Source organism: Pontibacter rufus (genome assembly GCF_015694705.1).
GTDB lineage: Bacteria > Bacteroidota > Bacteroidia > Cytophagales > Hymenobacteraceae > Pontibacter > Pontibacter rufus.
This window is the reverse complement of the sequence record NZ_JADQDR010000003.1, coordinates 320503-340927: the sequence shown is the minus strand read 5'-3', so window position 1 is coordinate 340927 and position 20425 is coordinate 320503. Positions and strand designations below refer to the sequence as shown.

The 20425-nt window shown below is 49.5% G+C and carries 21 protein-coding genes and 1 tRNA gene; 11 read left to right on the top strand and 11 right to left on the bottom strand.

Features of this window, described 5'->3' with window-relative positions; all coding sequences use genetic code 11:
* Positions 1–52: 52 nt before the first annotated feature.
* Positions 53–1447: a 4Fe-4S dicluster domain-containing protein gene (locus I2I11_RS07640; protein WP_230679961.1), complete on the bottom strand. Its 1395-nt coding sequence runs from the start codon at positions 1445–1447 to the stop codon at positions 53–55.
* 147 nt (positions 1448–1594) lie between these two features.
* Between I2I11_RS07640 and I2I11_RS07635 the strand changes: the two genes are divergently transcribed.
* Positions 1595–1670: transfer RNA gene (locus I2I11_RS07635), tRNA-Phe, on the top strand.
* Positions 1671–1768: 98 nt separating this feature from the next.
* Here I2I11_RS07635 and I2I11_RS07630 read toward each other — a convergent pair.
* The gene (locus I2I11_RS07630; RefSeq protein WP_196267088.1) at positions 1769–2863 is read right to left on the bottom strand and encodes a tetratricopeptide repeat protein; all 1095 of its coding nucleotides are present in this window, start codon (positions 2861–2863) and stop codon (positions 1769–1771) included.
* A gap of 156 nt (positions 2864–3019) precedes the next feature.
* On the opposite strand from I2I11_RS07630, the gene I2I11_RS07625 reads away from it, so the two are divergent.
* The 3 genes from I2I11_RS07625 to I2I11_RS07615 are packed head-to-tail and all read left to right on the top strand — an operon-like array spanning position 3020 to position 4777.
* Positions 3020–3400 (top strand): phage holin family protein, encoded by a 381-nt coding sequence (locus I2I11_RS07625; RefSeq protein WP_196267087.1) that lies wholly within the window; start codon positions 3020–3022, stop codon positions 3398–3400.
* The gene (locus I2I11_RS07620) at positions 3397–4020 is read left to right on the top strand and encodes a hypothetical protein (RefSeq protein ID WP_196267086.1); all 624 of its coding nucleotides are present in this window, start codon (positions 3397–3399) and stop codon (positions 4018–4020) included. Before I2I11_RS07625 ends, I2I11_RS07620 begins: the two co-directional genes overlap by 4 nt.
* Positions 4010–4777, top strand: a complete 768-nt coding sequence (locus I2I11_RS07615; RefSeq protein WP_196267085.1) for a geranylgeranylglyceryl/heptaprenylglyceryl phosphate synthase — start codon at positions 4010–4012, stop codon at positions 4775–4777. The genes I2I11_RS07620 and I2I11_RS07615 overlap by 11 nt, the downstream gene beginning before the upstream one ends.
* On the opposite strand, the gene I2I11_RS07610 is transcribed toward I2I11_RS07615, so the two are convergent.
* From I2I11_RS07610 to panC, 7 genes are all read right to left on the bottom strand, one after another.
* Entirely contained in the window at positions 4760–5686 is a 927-nt protein-coding gene (locus I2I11_RS07610; protein WP_196267084.1) for an AraC family transcriptional regulator, read from the bottom strand. The two genes, I2I11_RS07615 and I2I11_RS07610, sit on opposite strands and share 18 nt — an antisense overlap.
* A gap of 161 nt (positions 5687–5847) precedes the next feature.
* Entirely contained in the window at positions 5848–6987 is a 1140-nt protein-coding gene (locus I2I11_RS07605; RefSeq protein WP_196267083.1) for an acyl-CoA dehydrogenase, read from the bottom strand.
* Between the two features lie 230 nt (positions 6988–7217).
* A complete protein-coding gene (locus I2I11_RS07600) occupies positions 7218–7898 on the bottom strand; it encodes a zinc metallopeptidase (protein WP_196267082.1) in 681 nt (226 codons plus the stop codon).
* A gap of 12 nt (positions 7899–7910) precedes the next feature.
* Entirely contained in the window at positions 7911–8396 is a 486-nt protein-coding gene (gene rfaE2, locus I2I11_RS07595; protein WP_196267081.1) for a D-glycero-beta-D-manno-heptose 1-phosphate adenylyltransferase, read from the bottom strand.
* Entirely contained in the window at positions 8383–9426 is a 1044-nt protein-coding gene (locus I2I11_RS07590; RefSeq protein ID WP_196267080.1) for a lysylphosphatidylglycerol synthase transmembrane domain-containing protein, read from the bottom strand. The genes rfaE2 and I2I11_RS07590 overlap by 14 nt, the downstream gene beginning before the upstream one ends.
* Positions 9427–9438: 12 nt before the next feature.
* Positions 9439–9786 (bottom strand): aspartate 1-decarboxylase, encoded by a 348-nt coding sequence (gene panD, locus I2I11_RS07585; protein WP_196267079.1) that lies wholly within the window; start codon positions 9784–9786, stop codon positions 9439–9441.
* 88 nt (positions 9787–9874) lie between these two features.
* Positions 9875–10729 (bottom strand): pantoate--beta-alanine ligase, encoded by an 855-nt coding sequence (gene panC, locus I2I11_RS07580; protein ID WP_196267078.1) that lies wholly within the window; start codon positions 10727–10729, stop codon positions 9875–9877.
* Between the two features lie 134 nt (positions 10730–10863).
* On the opposite strand from panC, the gene I2I11_RS07575 reads away from it, so the two are divergent.
* The 3 genes from I2I11_RS07575 (at position 10864) to glmS (ending at position 14963) form a co-directional block, all read left to right on the top strand.
* Positions 10864–11676, top strand: a complete 813-nt coding sequence (locus I2I11_RS07575; RefSeq protein ID WP_196267077.1) for a glycogen/starch synthase — start codon at positions 10864–10866, stop codon at positions 11674–11676.
* Entirely contained in the window at positions 11660–13039 is a 1380-nt protein-coding gene (locus I2I11_RS07570) for a DUF4270 family protein (protein ID WP_196267076.1), read from the top strand. Before I2I11_RS07575 ends, I2I11_RS07570 begins: the two co-directional genes overlap by 17 nt.
* An 88-nt stretch (positions 13040–13127) precedes the next feature.
* Positions 13128–14963 carry a glutamine--fructose-6-phosphate transaminase (isomerizing) gene (gene glmS, locus I2I11_RS07565; RefSeq protein ID WP_196267075.1) on the top strand — a complete coding sequence of 612 codons (1836 nt, stop codon included), beginning with the start codon at positions 13128–13130 and terminating at the stop codon, positions 14961–14963.
* An 86-nt stretch (positions 14964–15049) separates the two neighbouring features.
* Here glmS and I2I11_RS07560 read toward each other — a convergent pair whose 3' ends face one another.
* The gene (locus tag I2I11_RS07560) at positions 15050–15727 is read right to left on the bottom strand and encodes a 3-hydroxyacyl-CoA dehydrogenase family protein (protein ID WP_196267074.1); all 678 of its coding nucleotides are present in this window, start codon (positions 15725–15727) and stop codon (positions 15050–15052) included.
* Between the two features lie 48 nt (positions 15728–15775).
* Between I2I11_RS07560 and I2I11_RS07555 the strand changes: the two genes are divergently transcribed.
* A complete protein-coding gene (locus I2I11_RS07555; protein WP_196267073.1) occupies positions 15776–16156 on the top strand; it encodes a RidA family protein in 381 nt (126 codons plus the stop codon).
* Positions 16157–16259: 103 nt separating this feature from the next.
* Here I2I11_RS07555 and I2I11_RS07550 read toward each other — a convergent pair whose 3' ends face one another.
* Entirely contained in the window at positions 16260–16787 is a 528-nt protein-coding gene (locus I2I11_RS07550) for a Riean_0653 family protein (RefSeq protein ID WP_196267072.1), read from the bottom strand.
* A 352-nt stretch (positions 16788–17139) separates the two neighbouring features.
* Between I2I11_RS07550 and gltX the strand changes: the two genes are divergently transcribed.
* The 3 genes from gltX to I2I11_RS07535 all read left to right on the top strand — a co-directional run bounded on the left by gltX (position 17140) and on the right by I2I11_RS07535 (position 20138).
* Entirely contained in the window at positions 17140–18681 is a 1542-nt protein-coding gene (gltX, locus tag I2I11_RS07545; protein WP_196267071.1) for a glutamate--tRNA ligase, read from the top strand.
* A 138-nt stretch (positions 18682–18819) separates the two neighbouring features.
* Complete coding sequence (locus I2I11_RS07540) at positions 18820–19173, top strand: hypothetical protein (protein ID WP_196267070.1); 354 nt, start codon at positions 18820–18822, stop codon at positions 19171–19173.
* 197 nt (positions 19174–19370) lie between these two features.
* On the top strand, positions 19371–20138 hold the full coding sequence (locus I2I11_RS07535; RefSeq protein WP_196267069.1) for a TIGR00266 family protein: 768 nt from the start codon (positions 19371–19373) through the stop codon (positions 20136–20138).
* Positions 20139–20425: the final 287 nt, after the last annotated feature.

Sequence of the window (20425 nt, the reverse complement as noted above, 5' to 3'; positions counted from 1 at the left end):
GACTTCTCATACTTTGTCTTTTATCCCGTGTCTGACGCCCCGTGTCTTAGATCTAATTTTTTGAGGGCACATACAGATCCTCCGCCCAGTTAAAGCGGTCGGAAGGTGAGAAGGCCCAGGGTGCGCCATTATTTTCGATGTTCGAGAACATGGCATTTAGTGCGGCCGGTGCTGCGGACTCTTCCAACACCAGGAAACGACGCAGGTCCATGATGGTAGACAGCTGGTCGATGTTTACGGGGCAGGCTTCCACGCAGGCATTGCAGGTGGTGCAGGCCCATAGTTCCTCCGGCGTTACGTAACCCCGCAGCAAGGTATTCTCTTCGGTTACGGGCACCCTGTCTATGCCCAGTTCCTTGTAGTGGTTCGGCGCGAAAATAGCCGGATGCTCCCCTTTTTCCTCCATGCGGTCGCGGGTGTCCATTACAATTTTGCGTGGCGAGAGTAGCTTGCCCGTGATGTTGGCCGGGCATACCGCCGTACAGCGGCCGCACTCGGTACAGGTATAAGAGTCCATCAGTTGCTTCCAGGTCAGGTCCTCCACATCTTTAGCGCCAAAGCGTTGCAGAATCGGGTTGCCATCGGCATCCGTTTCCGGGGCTGGCGGCTGGTAAGCCGGGTCGAGCATGGCCTTGATCTCATGCGTGATAGCCGGATTGGTCGTAAACTTACCTTTGGGCAGCAGCTTGGAGAAGTATACGTTCGGGAAGGCCATGATAATGTGGAAGTGCTTGGAACTGGGCAGGTAGTTCATGAAAGCCAGTATGCCCAGAATATGAAACCACCAGCCTACGCGGCCAATCACGTGCAGGGTTTCCGGATCGCTGCCCAGCGCGTTTACAAAAAAATGACTTACCGGAAAGCTGCCTGCTACCTGATGTCCTTGCAGTTGTGCCAGCTTCAGGTCAGAAATATTGAAGGCAAACAGCGCCAGCATCAGCACGATTTCAGTTACCAGGATGATGTTGGCGTCCAGTTCCGGCCAGGCGCGCATCTCTACGCCATAGGCCAGTCGCGGCACTTTCTTCACATTCCTGCGCCACAGGAAAATAGCACAGGCCACGATCACCAGCAGCGCCAGTATTTCATTTATTGCCATCAAACCGCTATAGAGCACACCGGCAAAACCCAGGATGCGGTGCGTCCCAAAAATGCCGTCTATCAGAATCTCGATTACCTCGATGTTGATCACCAGAAAGCCGATGTATACAAACAGGTGCAATACGGCCGGAATCATACGCTTAAACATTTTCTGCTGCCCGAAGGCCACCAGCAACACCTTGTTCAGACGCTCTGAAGGGTTATCGGCCAGCACGAGGTCACGGCCCATCAGCACATTTTTGCGTATCCTGCTGATTTGCCATACAAACAAGCCGATGCCTAACGCAGCCACTAGCAGGAAGATGATGTTCTCAAGCCCTATCGCCATAAATTGTTCGTTATACATACTAATTGATAGATAAAGATAGTAAATAATGAGAATAAACGTGTGCAGCGGCTGTTTTAAAAATATTTTCTTGAGAGAGTGTTTGCTACTTAAATCTTTTTGCTACTTTTGCGTCACCCTTACGGAAAAGGGTGACGCAAAAGAGCTGGTGATGTAGCTCAGTTGGTAGAGCAAAGGACTGAAAATCCTTGTGTCGGTGGTTCGATTCCACTCATCACCACCAAAACCCTTGCCTTAACTGGTGAGGGTTTTTTGTTTTTACAGGCCTTTCCCGCTCACATACGTTCTTTCTACCTATACTTGCACCTGGCAACAGCAAGCTTAATTCTGACAATGTTCGCGCAGTTCCAGCAACGCTGCCGAATACCCCAACTGGTACGCCTTGCCAAAGTGGACACAGGCCGAGTCGGGCTGCTGCGCTGCCTCCACCCTGCCCAGCAGGTAGTATACGCGGCCGTTCTGGCTGTTTAATGCCAGGGCCTGCCGGTAATCCTGCTCCGCTAAAGTATGCTTGCCCAGCTTAAAGTATCCGAAACCACGGTACGTAAGCGCCTCTACCCGCCTGGGCTTGTCTTGGCTATGCTTCAGAAATACAGAAAAATCCTGTAGCGCCGGTTTATACTTGTGCAGGTAGAAAAGCCGTACCTGGCCCCGTTTCAGGTAAGCATTCCATAACTTTTTATTTAACTGCAGCGCCCTGGTCAGATCCGCCTCTGCCTGCCCGTACTGCTCCAGTTGCTGATAGCTGCGCCCGCGCATGTAGTAGGCTACTGCCGATGGTTTTGCCTGTAGTGCAATAGCTTGGTTCAAATCTTCCAGGGCGGCATGGTAATCTTCGAATATATTTAGTTCTATACTTGCCCTGGCCTGGTAAGCCCCCGCATTTTCGGGCTGAAAAGCAATGGCGTCGGACAGAAGCCGGTGCGCACTGCTATAGTTGCCATGCTGTATATATACCAGCGCCGTTTTATACTTATCTTCGCCTGTTACGGAGTCCATCACCACTTTCAGCAGTAAACTGATGAGCAGGAGGCCGCCCACAAATGCAAAGGTGATGTACCAGTCTTTTCGGGAAAAGCGGTTTTCGTCGCGGCGAATGGTGCGGTAATGACGCTCCGACACAGAGGCCGGCGGGCGGGTCTGGTAATAGCGCGCATCATACTGCTGCGGGTTTTGCCTGATGGTATGCTGCTGTGTGCGCTGGTATTGCAGCCGCAGATCGTAGCGCGCGCGCTTGCCGGGGTTCGACAGCGTCTGGTAAGCCGCACTTACCAGCTTAAACTGTTCCTCGGCGCGCGCATTCCCGGGATTTTTATCGGGGTGATATTTAAGCGCGAGCCGTTTGTAAGCTGCTTTCACCTCCAGCAGCGTGGCAGTGGTGCTTATACCTAAAACGGTGTAATAATCAGGCTCCAAACAGGCAGAATTTGAAAAAGATACGTATTAAAATTTGCTGATACCGCACAATATACTGCAATTTCCGTACTACAACTTCTAATTGCACTTAGTTTACGTAAATATTTAGCGCAACGCTCGTATACAGAAAAAGCATCAAAAAAAGTAAACAAAATTATGGCTATAGAAGACAACGGTACACGCGAAAGGAACCCAAACCTTATTGATAACCTGATGGGGTACATTGATACCCGCATTGATATTATCCGGCTGGAAATACAGGAAAAGCTCAAATCCTCTTTTGTGAGTTTAATTCATGCAGTGTTGCTTGGGTTCGCCGCCATTATGAGCGTTATCTTTGTCAGCATCTTCCTGGGCCTGCTCCTCAACCACCTCCTCGACAGTTCTTTCTGGGGCTTCGGTATTATTGCACTTTTTTATGTGATACTGCTGGTGGTGCTGGTGGTGGGCCTCGATAAAAAAGTATTCCAGGGTATAGCCGATAAAACATTCGACAACACTATCTATAAATCAGACAAACGAGAACCAAACGTATGAGCGAGTTAAACAATCCTCTTTTTGAAAACCAGCGGGAGTTTTTGGAGCGCCAGAAGGAAGAGTACAAAAACGCCCTGATGGGTGATGTGGATCAGATAAAAACGCAGGGCCAGGAAATTGGCAAGAAAGTGGCCATGGCCGGTGGCGTACTATTAGCCGGCTACCTGCTGAAACGCCTGTTTAGCGGAGGAGACAAAAAAAAAACTAAAAAATTAAAGCCGGCCTCCAGGAAATCAAAAAAGAACACCGCCAAACGCCCTGCTACGCGTCCCGTAACGGCTTCTACGCACGAGTACGATCTATCCACACATGATTACAACATGCTGGTGCATGACCGCCCGGAGAACAGTTATACTTCATCTTCAGAAACTTCGGAGCGTACGCCACGCGCTGACAACAGCCGCCACTCATCCAAGGCCCTGTCCAAAGGATTCCTGAAGTCTGACCTGGCCCAGGTAATATCGCAGCAGGTTATGGCTTTGCTGATGATATACATTACCAAAAAGGTGGACGAATACGTAAACAGTATCTCTGAAAATAACGATATTGCGGCAGCACCCGTGGAGGTGATTGAGATAGAGACTACGGAGATTATCGTACCGGAAGAGAATGCCCTTTAGCGAAAACCGCACACAAAAACATCAGAACCTATCAGGCAGGAAGCATCTCGCCGTGCTGCTCGACCCCGACAACCTGACGGAGGGCTCCTGCCTGCACCTGTTGGCATACAGCGGGTCCTGCCATGTCGATTTCTTTTTTGTAGGTGGCAGCCTTGTTACGACCAACAACCAATCCGGCATCATCCGGCTTATTAAAGCGCATAGCAGCACACCCGTTATACTTTTCCCGAGCAGCAGCCTGCACATCGATAAACAAGCCGATGGCATCCTGCTGCTTTCCCTTATCTCGGGGCGCAACCCTGACTTCCTCATCGGCCAGCATGTACTTGCTGCCCCCATGCTAAAAGCAAGCCAGCTACAGGTATACCCGACCGGCTATATACTGGTAGATACCGGCCGCCAGACCACCGCCTCTTACATAAGCGGCACCATGCCTATACCTTACGACAAGCCTGCTATTGCCGCCTGCACAGCAATGGCCGGTGAGTTGCTGGGTCTGCAATACATTTACCTGGATGGCGGCAGCGGCGCCTACCAACCTGTTTCCTCAGAAATGATAGCAGCGGTCAGGGCGGCAGTGGACGTGCCCGTGATAGCGGGTGGCGGCATTAACACGCTGAGCAAGGCAGCAGCAGCCCTCGATGCTGGCGCCGATGTTATTGTAATAGGCAACCATATAGAAAAAAACCCCGGCTTTCTGGCCGAGGTTTCTTCACTTGTTGCTTCTTATAATGTTGCCTTAGGTGTTCATCGCTGATTCGCGGCGGCGCATTTTACCGGCTGGTATACCAAACATCATCTTAAAGCGGCGGCAGAAGTAAGCCGTATCTTTGTAACCCACCTCTTTGCCAATTTCGCGGATGCTCTTTTTAGTAGTGCGTAGCAGGAATACTGCACGCTCCATGCGCTGATACTCAATATAATCCTGCGGGTTGATGCCTGTCAGCATTTTAAAATACTGGCCTACATAGTCCTCCGACACATTTGCCACGTTGGAAAGCACCTTGTTCGACAAATCACCGCCCAGGTTTTCCTTGATATAGTTGAACAAATCAATCAGGCGCGGATCTTTGAAATAGGTGCTGTTGGTAGCCAGTTGTTCCACAAACATGCGGTTGCGCAGGATGTGGCGTACAATTTCTACTACTATGTTTTCGGTGTAGATGTTGATCAGGCGCTCTCTGCCCGGCAGATCCTGCATGCTTTCTTCCACCACTTTGATGACCAAGTTGGCCAACTTGTTGTTGTTAGAAATCAGGAATGCAGGCAAATCCAGCGATGCAAAGAAGTTTACCGAATCAAAAACCTTCGCTTCGAAACTTACATAACTATGGCTTTCCTCTGCATCTCCTATTAAATCCAGGTCGTTGTTGCTTTTGAAGAATTTTTCGCGGTTGGTGATCAGGTCATCGTTCGTGATGGTTCTTCCCTGACCAGCCGGACCGTAGGTTATTCTTGTACTGCGCCCTCCGGGCACAAACAACAACTCTCCTTCTTCTACCAGTTGCTCTTCTTCCCCAAAGAAAATACTCCCTTTATGAAGCAGGATCAGGTTATTTCCGACGTCATAAGCGTTGCGAACCGTAAATGGCTGCTGCAACACTAGATTTTTAGCCTTAATGAACCGCACCCCAAGCGATTCAATAATTTTATTATAATCTTCCATGTGTGTGTTACCAACTAACTTTTATACTATTAACCCCTAAATTTGGCCTAAAGCTAAGATTAATCTTCATAAAATTCAAAATAATTCTAAAAATTAAATTTTAATTAGCAAAAGCCTATTCGTGGTTCAAACATCAACTAAACAGTATTTTAGGGTTCTCCTTACTTCAGCAATTCTCTCGAAATTACTATTTTCTGTATCTCTGAGGTACCCTCATAAATTTGTGTAATTTTTGCATCGCGCATCAGGCGCTCTACATGATACTCCTTCACAAAGCCGTACCCGCCATGAATCTGAACGGCCTCCACGGTTGTTTCCATGGCCACTTTTGATGCAAACAGCTTGGCCATTGCGCCGGATTTTCCATAATCCTGGTGCATGTCTTTGTCGTAAGCGGCCTGCAGGCACAGCAGCCGGGCTGCCTCAATATGGGTGGCCATATCGGCCAGCTTAAATTGTATGGCCTGGTGCTTGGCAATTTCTACGCCAAACGCCTTGCGCTCTTTGGCATACTTTACCGACAGTTCATAAGCGCCGGAGGCGATACCCAGCGCCTGGGCCGCAATACCGATGCGGCCGCCGGCCAGTGTAGACATGGCAAACTTAAAACCAAAGCCGTCTTCGCCAATCCGGTTTTCTTTTGGCACCTTCACGTCCGTAAACATCAGTGAGTGTGTATCGGAGCCACGAATTCCCAATTTGTTTTCTTTAGTACCCACTACAAAGCCTTCCATGCCACGCTCCACAATCAGGGCGTTAATACCCCGGTGGCCTTTTTCGCGGTGCGTTTGGGCCATAACCAGGTATACAGAAGCGGTACTGCCGTTCGTAATCCAGTTTTTGGTGCCGTTCAGTAAATAGTAATCGCCTTTGTCTTCGGCGGTGGTGTGTTGCGAAGTGGCATCTGAGCCCGCTTCCGGCTCAGAAAGACAAAAAGCGCCGATTATTTCACCTGTAGCCAGCCTGGTCAGGTATTTTTGCTTCTGCTCTTCTGAGCCATACCTCTCCAGCCCCCAGCAAACAAGCGAATTATTTACTGACATCACCACAGAAGCAGAAGCATCTATTTTAGAGATCTCCTCCATTGCCAACACATAGGCGACCGTATCCATGCCGCCGCCGCCATACTTAGGATCGACCATCATTCCCAGAAAGCCCAACTCACCCATTGTTTTTACCTGCTCCGCCGGAAACTTCTGATGCTCATCACGCTCTATAACGCCCGGCAGCAGCTCGGTTTGTGCAAATTCGCGGGCAGCAGCCTGTACTGCCAAATGTTCTTCTGTCAGTTGAAAATTCATGCTTGTTTATGTAAATATACAATGAGGCGAGATGATATATCGCGGTGCAAAGTTATAAAATCTGTTCTATTCTTTTAACCGATAAACTTAATAATTGTTATAGGCGATTTTATACTTACACGTTATCCAGCAGCCAAACATGCAGATAAGGCGGCTAAAAGTACAAAAAACGATGCCGGCTGCAATGTAAGCAGCCGGCATCGTTTCCCCTATGCAAAAATTACTTATACTTAGTTGCGGCGGCCCATCAGCAGCGACACATAGTACAATAAGGTAGCTAAAGAGCCTAATGCTGCCACCACATAGGTTAAGGCAGCCCACTTCAGCGAGTCTTTGGCCATGCCATACTCCTGTTTGGTTACCACCCCATTCTGGCTAATCCAGGCGAGCGCGCGCTTGCTGGCATCAAACTCCACAGGCAGGGTTACAAAGCTAAAGATGGTTGTCAGGCCAAACAGCGCCACGCCAATTGCCAACGGCACAGGTGTGGTCTGCAGCAGCAGAATACCAATCAGCAGAATCCATTGCATATACCGCGATGCGATACTCAGCGCAGGCACCATGGCCGAACGAAACTTGAGAAAGGCGTAAGCCCTGGCATGTTGCACGGCGTGGCCACACTCGTGCGCCGCTACGGCAGCGGCAGCAGCGCTGCGGGCCTCATACACGTACTCGCTCAGGTTCACGGTTTTGTCAGCGGGGTTGTAGTGGTCTGTTAAGCGCCCTGCCACCGACATTACCTTCACATCCGTAATGCCATTGTCGTGCAGCATCTTTTCTGCGACTTCGCGGCCACTCAGTCCCGAACTCAGCGGAATCTTTGAGTATTTCTGAAACTTGCTCTTCAGTCTGGCGCTCACGGCCCAACTGATAAGCATAAAAACGATGAGGATGATATATATTCCAGGCATTGTTGCTATAGTTTAGGTTAGTTGTTCTTTTATTTTATTTACGATATTGGTGGTTGAATAGCCTTTAACCAGCGGCACTGTTTTCACTTCGCCGCCCCGTGCTGTTACCACCTCGTGCCCCACAATTTGTGTTACCGCGTAGTCATCGCCTTTCACCAGTATGTCCGGCTGCACGGCTTTTATCAATTCCAGCGGGGTATCCTCATCAAAGAGCACTACTGCATCTATAAACAAAAGGGATGCCATAATGCGTGCCCGTGACATTTCGTCCTGAAGCGGCCGGCTTGGCCCTTTTATACGGCTGATAGAAGCATCTGTATTCAGCCCTAAAACAAGTTTGTCGCCCTGTTGTTTGGCTTTCTCCAGATAATCGACATGCCCCAGGTGCAGCAGGTCGAAGCAACCGTTGGTAAACACAATTTTACAGCCCTCTGCGCGCCATTGCTGCACCTGCTCCTGTAACTGTGCAAGGGAAAATATTTTATCAGTTGATTTCATTTCGAACTGGTATATTGATTTCTGCAGGCGGCATGTCTACGTGTTTGCGCTGCAGCATGCTGGAAATAAAACTAAATACGCCCATCACCACCACCAAAAGCGTTTGAGATGTATGAGCGAGCAGGGCGTAAGCCATACCTGCCTCTTTGTTAACGCCATAGAGCAGCAGCGTAGCCTGCACCAGCAGGTGGTAAACCCCTACGCCCCCCTGCACCGGCGCTGCCATACCCAACGTACCCACCAGAAGTATAGACAGGCCCGCACCCCAACCTAAATTATCGGTAGCAGGCAGGGCGTAAAGCACCACCAGACTCATGGTATAGTACATTACCCACACAAAAACAGTATGTCCCCAGAACGCAAGCTGGTTATCGATTTTGGTAATACTGAACACGCCCTGCAGCATGCCGCGCACAAAGCCCACTGCCTTCCTGAAGAAAGTATTCTGGCGAAGGCGGCTCAGGTAACGCAGGGCCAGCACAAGTATAACCACTGCAGAACCAAGCATCACCCAAAATACCCAGTAGAATGAGTGCAGGCTTTGTTCCAGGTTACTATACTTGTCGGTAAACATATCCAGGAAAAATTCGCGGATGCGGCCAAACTGTAGCAGGAACGTGAGGGCTACAACCAGCAACAGCATCATGGTATCAATAAGGCGCTCGGCGATAACGGTGCCGAAGCCGGTATTAACCGGCAGGCCATCGGTACGTTTCAGCACGCTGCAGCGGGCTACCTCGCCCACACGCGGCAGCACCAGGTTGGCCACATAGCCTATCATCATGGCATTGTAGGTATGCACCAGCGAAGGATTATAACCGGTTGGCTTGATTTGCATTTTCCAGCGGATAGCCCGGCTGACATACGCCGCCACCCCCATCAGCAGGGATACGGCTACCCAGCTATAATCGGCGTTCAGCAACTCGGCCCACATGCGGGCAAAGTCAAGCTCTTTGAGTGCATACCACATCAGCAAAACCGATACGCCTAAAAGCAGGCTATACTTCAGAAAAGAGAGCAGCTTTTTCATGCGGGGCAGCGGCTATACCAGGCGGTTGTGCTGGTCAGGGAAAACAAGCGTGGGCTGATGTGTTCTGGCGTCTTCGAACTTAATGCTGCAGTAAGAAATCACAATTACAATATCGCCTACCTGCACCCGGCGGGCGGCGGGCCCGTTAAGGCAAACGGTGCCGGTACCGCGTTCTCCTTTAATTACATAAGTTTCGAAACGTTCGCCGTTGTTGATGTTTACAATTTGTACTTTTTCGTTTTCCACGATGTTGGCGGCGTCCATCAGGTCTTCATCAATGGTGATGCTGCCTACATAATGCAGCTCGGCCTGTGTTACCTTGCAACGGTGGATTTTTGATTTTAAAACCTCAATATACATAGTGCTTGCTGAAATAAAGGCGCAATTTAGATAAAAGCCGGATATTAACTATCATAGCAGCGGCATTACCACTCGCCCTGATAACAAGCTACAACCGGTTTAAATTCACCAGAATATTGTCTATCAGGCGCACCGGGCCTACAAAGGCAGCAATGCAAAGGGCTACCTCCTGCACATCGCGCACCTCAGCTACAGGTTGCAGCGTATCCGGGTGGGCTATCTCAAAATACTCCGGCGTTAGCTGGTTTATACTTGCCAGGTATGCCGCCACAGTTGCTTTTATACTTGCTACGGGCTGTTGCAGCAGTTGCGCCCTGGCCAGTTGCAGGGCCTTATACAACGAAGTAGCCACCTCCCGTTGCTCAGGGCTCAGGCGCTTGTTCCGGCTTGACATGGCCAGGCCATCTGCTTCCCGCACAATAGGGTACCGCACCAGCTCCACGTCAAAGCTCAGCCCGTTTATCAGTTGCTTTACGATGGCTACCTGCTGCAGATCTTTCTGCCCGAAATAAGCGCGGTGCGGGTGCACGATATGAAACAATTTGCTTACTACTGTAGCTACGCCATTAAAGTGCCCGGGGCGGTGCTCCCCTTCCATTACAGCCTCCAGCGGGCCGAAACTAAACTGCAGCAGCGGCTGTTGTGGATATATCTCCTCCTGGTCCGGGGCAAACAGGTAATCGCATCCTGCTGCTTCCAGTAATTCGATGTCCTGCGTTAGCGTGCGGGGGTATAGCTTGTAATCGTCGGAGTTGTTGAACTGCGTGGGGTTTACAAAAATGCTGCATATGGTCACATCGTTTTGCCCGGCCGACGCGCGCAGCAAAGCAAGGTGCCCCTGATGCAGGGCGCCCATAGTGGGCACAAAGCCAATCTGCTTGCCGCTGCACCGCAGTGCCTGCACAAGACTGCGTATAGCGCCGGCCTGCCGGATAACTTCCATGGAGGAGTGTTTAGTTTAATTGATATGTAAAACCGGCAAAAGTAAGTTATAGCTTATAAAATTGAAAGTTAGAACAAAAAATGCTAATTTTGCACGTCCCAATACTGTTGCTTATTAAATTTTAACCTCATACCATGTCTAAATTGCGCATCTTATACGCCGCCACCGAAATTAATCCTTTTCTACAAACTACAAAAGTAGCGGAGTTCCTGGAAACGTTGCCACAGGGCATGCAGGAACGCGGCATGGAAATTCGTATTTTTGTTCCGAGATTCGGTCTTATTAACGAACGCAAGAATCGTTTGCACGAGGTGGTACGCCTTTCAGGCATAAACATTGCGGTGGGCGATGATGAAAAACCGCTGGTTATTAAAGTAGCGTCTATCCCGAATGCCAAGCTGCAGGTATATTTTATCGATAACGAAGACTATTTTCACCGGAAGTCCGTTTTCGTTGACAAGAACAATAAATTTCACCAGGACAATGACGAGCGCGCTATCTTCTTTTGCAAGGGTGTGCTGGAAACAGTGAAAAAACTGGGCTGGGCTCCTGACGTGGTGCACTGCAACGACTGGATGACGGGCCTGATTCCGATGTACCTGAAGTCGACTTATAAAAAAGACCCGATTTTTAAAGATGCCAAATCTATGTTCACGGTGTATAACCACGATTATAAGCATAAATTTGACGGCAACCTGCTGGAGAAAGTGAAGATGCTGGACATTGATGATGACATGATTGCCAGCCTGCAGTCCAGCGATCTGGACAGCTTTATCAAAATTGGCATGGAGTATGCCGACGCCGTTATCAAAACAAACGAAGATTTCGGCGACAACATTAATGCGCTTTTTAACGACTACATGCAAACCAAAAGCATCAGCACCGTTAGCGCCGACGACACCCTGTTAGACTCTTACTATAACTTGTATAATGAACTCAGCCGTTAGAAGATTATTTTTTTTCTTCTTTGCCATTACCGCCCTTTCTTCCTGCGAAGACGCCAGTGAAATCGGTATAAATCTACAAGACGAAAATCAGATTGGCACCGATTTTACCGATACCTTAACTATCAAGACAGGCACAGTGCTGCTAAACGACTCCGTACTTTCCTATCAGGCGTTGCCTGTGCAGGTAGGGCAGTATGTTGATCCGGTTTTAGGTACAGTTAAGGCGACAGCCTTTACCGGGCTGTCGCTTGGCGGAACAAACGTAAAGTTTGGAGACAATCCGGTGGCCGATTCTGCCGTGCTGACTCTGGACTATACCTCTGTTTACGGCAACAAAAGTGCGCCGCTTACGCTGGAGGTGCACCGCCTGACAGAAGGCTTTCAGGAAAAAGCATCTTACTTTACAAACTCTACACTGGCGTATGCTCCTGAACCGCTGGGTACTGTTACGTTTCAGCCCCGCTTTATTACTGTTTCGCGGAACAACAAGGATGTCGATTCTGCGGTAGTGGCCCGCGTAAAACTGGACCCTGCTTTTGCCAGCGAACTGGTGGCACAATCAGGCCAGAGCACGTTTGCAGACCAGGCCAGCTTCAGTAATTTCCTGAAAGGGATTGCGCTTGTACCGGCGGGTGATGCGGCAGGCAATGTGGTGGGTTTTAACCTAAGCTCCGCCAGCACCAAGCTTACCCTGTATTATACCTCCGGCGCGGAACAGAAAACGAAAGTTTTTAACGTAACCAGCAACCAGCCCTTTTTTACGAACATACAAGCCGACCGCACCGGCACCGTTCTTGAAGGTTTAAACCAGAAGGGCGACTATATACCTGCCTCCGAAACGGGAGGAGAGAGCTACATACAAACCAATACCCAACTGCTTACCAAGGTAGAGATCCCGAACCTGCAGCAGTTAAAGGCGCAGCAGGGTGATATCATTGTTAACAGGGCTGAACTAATTTTTCCTGTGAAAAATGCGTCTACCGATGCACTGGCACCTCCGCCAACCCTGGTGCTATACCCCACCGACAGTTCTAACCGTATCTTTAAAAATACGACAGGCACTCCTATCACCGTGCAGCAGGACGTAGCATTTGCGCTAAACAGCACCAGTTATACGGCCCCGCTGGAGTATGATGCCAAGAAGAACACCTATGCACTGAATGTAACCAAGTATGTGCAGGCGATATTGCTTGGCAACAAGGAAAACAACGGATTTCTTCTGGCGCCGGCGGTGGTTACTGCCAGCACAACTACGCAGGGAGCAACAACAGTTACGACAGAAACATCGCCTTACAGAGCCATTATCAGCAATACCGGCGATCAGCAGGTGAAGCTTCTGCTATATTTCTCAAAACTTAAGTAAAATTAACGTAACCTTATATTGTAAAAACAGGTACTTGTGCGGGTACCTGTTTTTTACTTTATATTATACTTTTTAACAGAAAATTACCATGTGTGGAATTGTAGCATACGTTGGACACCGGGAAGCGTGCCCGATTATCATTAAAGGCCTTAAGCGCCTGGAGTACAGAGGTTATGACAGCGCAGGTGTCGCTCTGATGAATGGATCTCTTAGTGTATTTAAAAAGAAGGGGAAAGTAGCTGACTTAGAAGCTTTCATCGCTGACAAGGACGTACACGGCAATATCGGAATGGGCCACACACGATGGGCAACACATGGCGAGCCAAACGATGCGAATGCACACCCTCACTACTCTTCGTCCAAGAACATCGCCATCATCCACAACGGTATCATTGAAAATTACGCCACACTCAAGCAGCTTTTAATAGAGAAGGGCCATACCTTCCAATCCGAAACAGACTCGGAAGTATTTATTAACCTGATTGAGGATATCAGAACCAACAATCACTGTTCTTTGGAAGAGGCAGTACGTTTGGCACTGCACGAGGTGGTAGGCGCTTACGCCATTGTAGTGCTTAGCAAAGACAGCCCGAACCAACTGGTTGCCGCGCGAAAGGGCAGCCCGCTGGTAGTTGGTATTGGCGAAGGAGAGTTCTTCCTGGCTTCTGATGCTACACCGATCGTCGAGTATACCAAAGATGTAGTATACCTCAACGATTATGAAATGGCCCTGATCAAGGACGGAGAGCTGGAAATCCGCACCAGGGAAGATGTGAAACAAACACCTTACGTACAGCGCCTGGAAATGGCCCTGGAGTCGATTGAGAAAGGTGGCTACGAGCACTTTATGCTGAAGGAGATCTATGAGCAGCCACGCTCTATCCTGGACAGCATGCGCGGCCGTATGATTGCAGAAAGTGATCACCTGATGATGGGCGGCATCCGTGAATTCGAAAATAAATTTGTAAACGCTGATCGCATTATCATTGTAGCCTGCGGCACTTCGTGGCACGCTGGTCTGGTAGCAGAATACCTCTTCGAAGACCTGGCCCGCATCCCGGTGGAGGTGGAATATGCTTCCGAGTTCCGTTACCGCAACCCGATTGTAAGCGAGCGTGATATTGTGATTGCCATTTCACAATCCGGCGAAACAGCGGATACACTCGCAGCGCTGGAACTGGCCAAATCAAAGGGAGCCACTATTTTCGGTATCTGCAACGTGGTAGGCTCTTCTATCGCGCGCGCTACCGACGCCGGCGCTTATACGCACGCCGGTCCGGAGATAGGCGTAGCCAGTACCAAAGCCTTTACTGCACAGGTAACAGTGCTTACGCTGATTGCGATGATTATTGGCAGCAAGCGCGGGGCCCTGGAAACCAGTAAGCTGCATGAGCTGATGGTGGAATTGGAGAATATTCCGGCCAAGGTGGAGCAGGCCCTGCAACTGAACGATCAGATTATAGAAATTTCTGAAACGTTTAAGAATGCAACCAACTTTTTATACCTGGGTCGTGGTTATAACTTCCCGGTAGCACTGGAAGGAGCCCTGAAGCTGAAAGAAATTTCCTACATTCATGCTGAGGGTTACCCGGCTGCAGAGATGAAACACGGTCCTATTGCGCTGATTGATGCGCAAATGCCGGTAGTAGTTATCGCCACAAAAGACAGCTCCTACGAAAAGATTGTATCGAATGTACAGGAGGTGCGTGCCCGTAAAGGCAAGGTAATCGCTATTGTTACGGAAGGCGACACCATCATACCAGCTATGGCCGATTACGTAATCGAGATTCCTGAGACAAGCGAGCAACTGGTTCCATTGCTGTCTGTTATTCCGCTGCAGTTGTTGTCGTACCATATCGCCGTAATGCGCGGCTGTAACGTAGATCAGCCCCGTAACCTGGCAAAGTCGGTAACGGTAGAATAAAAGTTTAATGCTATAGTTCATATAAACAGAAAGCGGAGGCCAGGTATGGCCTCCGCTTTCTGTTTATATGAAACACCTTTGCTGCTTTATGCTATACTTCCTTTCAGATAAGCCGTTTTCAGCAAAGGGCAAATTTTATAGCGTTCGTCCCTGGTGTCTTCATACATCGCGCTGAGCACTTTGTACACGTTTGTTATACCTATCTGTTCCGCCCATTCGAAGGGCCCTTGCGGGTAGTTGGTACCCAGTTTCATACCCAAATCAATATCGGTTATACTTGCTGTTTGCTCCTGCAGGGTATAAAAGGCCTCGTTGATGATCATACACAGCATCCGCGGCATTACCATCCCCACGCGATCATCCACCAGCAGATAATCCGTTCCCAATGCCTCGCATACTTCCGCTAATTTATCTCTATCCCCTGAACGGAGAACACTTACCTCCAGCACCTCGCGGTTGAAGAGCGTTGGCAGCCCGTTAAACCCGAATAAAATGCCGTGCTGCGCTACCTCCGCCTGTTTTACCAGCGCAGCCAACTGTACGGTGGCGGCATTGCAGAACACTACCTGCCCTGGCTCATACTTACTGAGGCGCGCGGGTTTTTCATGCAGCAAAAAATCAAATACGATGTCAGCAGATGTTAGCTGCTCTATAGTTATATGCTGCGGCTGCAGGAAAGTATAGGTATGGCTGCCCTGATTCTCCGGGAACTTCTGCCTGAACTCAGCGGCCATTTCCGGACCCAACAAAACAAGTATGCGCATAATTATGTACTTTTGATGACAAAGATATACAATTAAACGAACCTGTTTATGGCACATACCATCATCAACTCGCCTGACGCTCCAGCTCCGATCGGGCCATACAGCCAGGCAACCATGGCAAACGGTATCCTCTATGTTTCGGGACAGATACCGCTGGACCCACAGAGCGGCAATTTAATCAACGCCAGCATCGAGGCGGAAACACACCAGGTAATGCGCAACCTGCGGGCTATACTTGCTGAGGCCGACATGGATTTCAGCAACGTACTGAAGTGCACCATCTTTGTAAAAGATCTCAACAATTTTGGCCGCATCAACGAAACGTATGGCAGCTATTTTATCAGCAACCCACCGGCCCGCGAAACGGTGGAGGTAAGCCGCCTGCCAAAAGACGTAAGCGTGGAGATTTCCTGTATTGCCGCGAAGTAAGATCTGCCAAGTATGGCTTAAATCAAGGAGGAAAGATTCGAACTTCCTTCGTGTCTTTCCTCCTTTTTTCTTTCTGGTTAGAAGTTTCGTCTCATGAACGCCTTCAAAACAGCTTCTTGTCAAATCTGCCCTCTGTCACGCGGACGGTGTCGCAGCCAAGCTTGGCCAGCGTGAACTCGAACTTGCCCGCGATGATGCCGTTAGTCAGGTCTAGTTTGGTAATCTCAAGTTTGCCCCTTCGGTATACTTCTGGTTCTCTTTCATAGGTACAGTGCGACCAAAAAGTTGCCGTACCAAACTTTGGATTATCGAGGTTATATATACCTTCATGGTCCAACTGGCTCATATAGATAAATATATAATCATCCGTGTTTTCTGTAACTCTAAATGCCTTGATTTCCAAAGAGCCCGCTTCATACCCCGGATCATATACAACACTTAGATTCGACTCGTAGAAATTGGGCCTTCCTTTGGGCGTCCATACTTTCCCGTTCACCATAGCTCCGAAAGTGTTCTTTCCCTCCATGGTGGCGGCAGGGAGTTGAGGTTCTGCCTTGTCTTTTTTGCAGGAGGAAGCCGCTAAGAGAAGTACAAGCAGCGGCAGAAGGATAAGTTTATTTAAGTATTTCATAGCAAGGACGTTTAAGTAGCCTAAACATAGCGAATATAGTGTATAATATTAATAAGATATTAATATCTTATTAATAAAAACAAGTCTACCCATTCCGCACACCCGAATGCTGCGAAAGAAACAGTTGAAGAAGACGGTTGTCTGAATCAGGATTTGCCAGATTTCAGGATTTCCAGCATCGTAATATGGCAAAAAAGTCAACGGCAAATCCGAACGCGCATGCACAGGACAGTTATACTTGATACACCCGCACTTCTCCTGCACCACACGGCCACAGGTTACCCTGCAAAACCATACTTAATTTCGTACCTTTGTGGCAGATTTACAAAAGATTTTGCTTAAATAACCATACATGGAAAGAGAAGTAAGAGTACGCTTTGCCCCAAGCCCGACCGGGGCTCTCCATATCGGTGGTGTGCGCACTGCCCTTTATAATTACCTGCTGGCCCGCAAAACAGGCGGCAAAATGATTCTGCGCATCGAAGATACCGATCAGAACCGCTTTGTGCCCGGCGCAGAGGATTACATTCGCGAGTCGCTGGCGTGGTGCGGTATTGAGCTGGACGAAAGCCCCTGGAATGGCGGCCCTTACGCGCCATACCGCCAGTCGGAGCGTAAGCCCATGTACATGCAATATGCCCTGCAGCTAGTAGAGAGCGGCCACGCTTACTATGCTTTCGACACGCCGGAAGAGCTGGAGGAGATGCGCGAGCGCCTGAAAGCCGCCAAAGTAGCCACGCCGCAGTACAACGCCATCACCCGCGCTACCATGAAAAACTCCCTCACCCTGCCGGAGGACGAGGTAAAGCGCCGCTTGGAATCGGGCGAACCGTATGTGATTCGCCTGAAGGTGCCCCGCAAAGAGGAAATCCGCCTGAAAGATTTGATCCGTGGCTGGGTGATGGTACATTCTTCGGCCATAGATGATAAAGTACTGATGAAGTCGGATGGCATGCCAACTTACCACCTGGCCAACATTGTAGACGATCACCTGATGCAGATCACGCATGTAATCCGTGGAGAGGAATGGCTGCCTTCGGCGCCGCTGCATGTGCTGCTGTACCGCTATTTGGGTTGGGAAGATACCATGCCGGAGTTTGCGCACCTGCCGCTGCTGCTGAAGCCCGATGGCAACGGCAAGCTGAGCAAGCGCGACGGCGACAAGCTGGGCTTCCCGGTATTCCCGCTGCGCTGGGTGGACCCAAACACGGGTGAGGTATCCTCCGGCTACCGTGAGAGCGGCTACCTGCCGGAGGCTTTCGTAAATTTCCTGGCCTTTCTAGGCTGGAACCCCGGCACACAGCAGGAGATATTCTCGATGGAAGAACTGATTCAGGAATTTACGGTTGAGCGCATCGGCAAATCCGGCACCCGTTTCGATATTCAGAAAGCCCGCTGGTTTAACGAGCAGTACCTGCGCGCCAAGCCCGACAGCGAACTGGCAGATTACCTGCTGCAGGCACTGGCAGAGCACAACATCACGACCTCGCACGAAAAAGCCGAAAAAATTGCCGGGCTAATGAAGGAACGTGTAAGCTTTCCACAGGATTTCTGGCAGGAGGCCCGGTACTTTTTTGTAGCCCCAACGGAGTATAGCGATAAAGTAGCCTCCAAGAAGTGGAATGCGCAGTCGGTTGCTGTTTTCGAGGATTTCAAAAATGAGTTACCCTCATTGTCGGATTTTAATGCCGATAGTGTTAAAGAGCTTTTAAGCAGTATCCTGGAGCGCCACAACATGAAACTGGGCCAGGTAATGCAGGCCCTGCGCCTGGCTGTAACGGGCACTGAGGCTGGTCCCGATCTGATGCACATCATTGAGGTGATTGGCCGTGACGAAACTGCCCAGCGCATCGAAACCGCTATCAGCAAGCTAAGTCCGTACGCGGCTGCTTAAGTATAACAATCATTAGTTTACAAACAGCAAGGAGGCTGGCCATACTTATGGCCGGCCTTTTTTATGGCCGCTTTACAGCTGCGCTGCAACAAATTACCGGTGCTTCTCTTATATATCAGAAGTATAAACCCGGAAACTATGGCTAAGAACAAGAAAGAAAGTAAAAGCGACAAGAAGAAATCGCGGGTGCACCAGGACCTGGAAGGCTTCGAAATCAAAGTGAACGAGCATGGTGAAATCATCTCCAATTATAGCATCGACAAAATAAACGAGTTCCTGAACAAAAACGTGGACGACAAAAAGCTGGTAAAGCGCGACGCAGCCGAAAAAGCCAAGCGAGAGGAAGAGGAATACCACGTGGAAGAAGGCGAGGAAGAGGAAGAAACAGACGAGGACTTTGTGCGCAATACTACCTCAACATCAGACGAGGAGAATGAGGAGGAACTGCCCAAACCCAAACGGCGCAAAAAAGGTGAAGAAGACGAAGATTAGTTCTTTGTCCGTCAGGATTTGCTTCGGCTTACCCTAGTGTTTGTCCTGACATACCCTGGCGTAAGCGTCCGCTTGTGCCTTGTAGCTAGCAGACACAAGCGGACGCTTACGCCAAATGAGGCTGTGGAAAGTATGAGCAAGTATGAAGTATAAATCTTTTGTCTTACATTTCTGTCAGCAACACAACCTTCTATACTATGAGAAACTCACACGAAATCGATTACAAAATTTTTGGCAACGACATACAGGTACTGGAGATTGAACTGGATACCAACGAAACGGTGATTGCCGAAGCGGGCGCCATGGTATACATGGAGGAAGGCATCGACTTCCAGACCAAAATGGGCGACGGCTCAAATCCGAGTCAGGGCTTTCTGGGCAAGCTCGTATCAGCAGGCACGCGCATGATAACGGGTGAGTCGCTGTTTATGACGCACTTTACGCACCATGGCTATGGCAAAAGCCGCGTAGCTTTCTCAGCGCCTTATCCCGGCACTATCCTGCCCGTTGATCTGAGCACTACACGCGGCAACAGCCTGATTGCACAAAAAGATGCTTTTCTGGCTGCGGCACTAGGCACCAAGCTCAGTATTCATTTTAGTCAACGGCTGGGTGCAGGCTTTTTTGGCGGTGAGGGCTTTATACTTCAAAAGATGCAGGGCGACGGTCTGGCTTTTGTACACGCCGGCGGCACTATCGTAGAGAAGCAACTCAACAACCAGACACTACGTGTGGATACAGGCTGCGTGGTAGCCTTTGAGGAAGGCATCGACTTTAGTGTGCAACGCGCGGGTGGCCTGAAATCGATGATATTTGGTGGCGAAGGTATTTTTCTGGCGACGCTGCGTGGCACCGGCCGCGTATGGCTGCAATCTATGCCGGTGAAGAAGCTGATTGAGGCGCTGATGCCGCGTGGCGAAAACGCCAACAAAGAAGGCGGCCTGCTCAGCAGCTTCCTGGAGTAGGTAGTCGCTGCGCTCCTAATTACGAAATAGCTATACTTGCAAGTATGACTGAAAAATAATATCCCTGCAGTTTATACTTGCCGGGATATTATTTTTATAGTTCCCCGCTTCTGCCGCAAGTTTAGCGGAGCGTAACTTGTGACGGAGCATGATGCAAGTTTGTAGCTTGCTTTCTGCGACAGCAGAAAAATATACTTCTACTGAACTATACTTCAAATCATTTCAGGCAAACTATAAACTATAGTAGCCTGGTCGTTGCAATCCTTGCTTTTGCAAAGCAAAGAAGT

Bases quoted from the DNA above. Each gene is read 5' to 3' on its own strand.
- I2I11_RS07640 (WP_230679961.1), bottom strand. From the start codon at position 1,447: ATGTATAACGAACAATTTATGGCGATAGGGCTTGAGAACATCATCTTC.
- I2I11_RS07625 (WP_196267087.1), top strand. From the start codon at position 3,020: ATGGCTATAGAAGACAACGGTACACGCGAAAGGAACCCAAACCTTATT.
- I2I11_RS07620 (WP_196267086.1), top strand. From the start codon at position 3,397: ATGAGCGAGTTAAACAATCCTCTTTTTGAAAACCAGCGGGAGTTTTTG.
- I2I11_RS07615 (WP_196267085.1), top strand. From the start codon at position 4,010: ATGCCCTTTAGCGAAAACCGCACACAAAAACATCAGAACCTATCAGGC.
- I2I11_RS07610 (WP_196267084.1), bottom strand. From the start codon at position 5,686: ATGGAAGATTATAATAAAATTATTGAATCGCTTGGGGTGCGGTTCATT.
- I2I11_RS07605 (WP_196267083.1), bottom strand. From the start codon at position 6,987: ATGAATTTTCAACTGACAGAAGAACATTTGGCAGTACAGGCTGCTGCC.
- I2I11_RS07600 (WP_196267082.1), bottom strand. From the start codon at position 7,898: ATGCCTGGAATATATATCATCCTCATCGTTTTTATGCTTATCAGTTGG.
- rfaE2 (WP_196267081.1), bottom strand. From the start codon at position 8,396: ATGAAATCAACTGATAAAATATTTTCCCTTGCACAGTTACAGGAGCAG.
- I2I11_RS07590 (WP_196267080.1), bottom strand. From the start codon at position 9,426: ATGAAAAAGCTGCTCTCTTTTCTGAAGTATAGCCTGCTTTTAGGCGTA.
- panD (WP_196267079.1), bottom strand. From the start codon at position 9,786: ATGTATATTGAGGTTTTAAAATCAAAAATCCACCGTTGCAAGGTAACA.
- panC (WP_196267078.1), bottom strand. From the start codon at position 10,729: ATGGAAGTTATCCGGCAGGCCGGCGCTATACGCAGTCTTGTGCAGGCA.
- I2I11_RS07575 (WP_196267077.1), top strand. From the start codon at position 10,864: ATGTCTAAATTGCGCATCTTATACGCCGCCACCGAAATTAATCCTTTT.
- I2I11_RS07570 (WP_196267076.1), top strand. From the start codon at position 11,660: ATGAACTCAGCCGTTAGAAGATTATTTTTTTTCTTCTTTGCCATTACC.
- glmS (WP_196267075.1), top strand. From the start codon at position 13,128: ATGTGTGGAATTGTAGCATACGTTGGACACCGGGAAGCGTGCCCGATT.
- I2I11_RS07560 (WP_196267074.1), bottom strand. From the start codon at position 15,727: ATGCGCATACTTGTTTTGTTGGGTCCGGAAATGGCCGCTGAGTTCAGG.
- I2I11_RS07555 (WP_196267073.1), top strand. From the start codon at position 15,776: ATGGCACATACCATCATCAACTCGCCTGACGCTCCAGCTCCGATCGGG.
- I2I11_RS07550 (WP_196267072.1), bottom strand. From the start codon at position 16,787: ATGAAATACTTAAATAAACTTATCCTTCTGCCGCTGCTTGTACTTCTC.
- gltX (WP_196267071.1), top strand. From the start codon at position 17,140: ATGGAAAGAGAAGTAAGAGTACGCTTTGCCCCAAGCCCGACCGGGGCT.
- I2I11_RS07540 (WP_196267070.1), top strand. From the start codon at position 18,820: ATGGCTAAGAACAAGAAAGAAAGTAAAAGCGACAAGAAGAAATCGCGG.
- I2I11_RS07535 (WP_196267069.1), top strand. From the start codon at position 19,371: ATGAGAAACTCACACGAAATCGATTACAAAATTTTTGGCAACGACATA.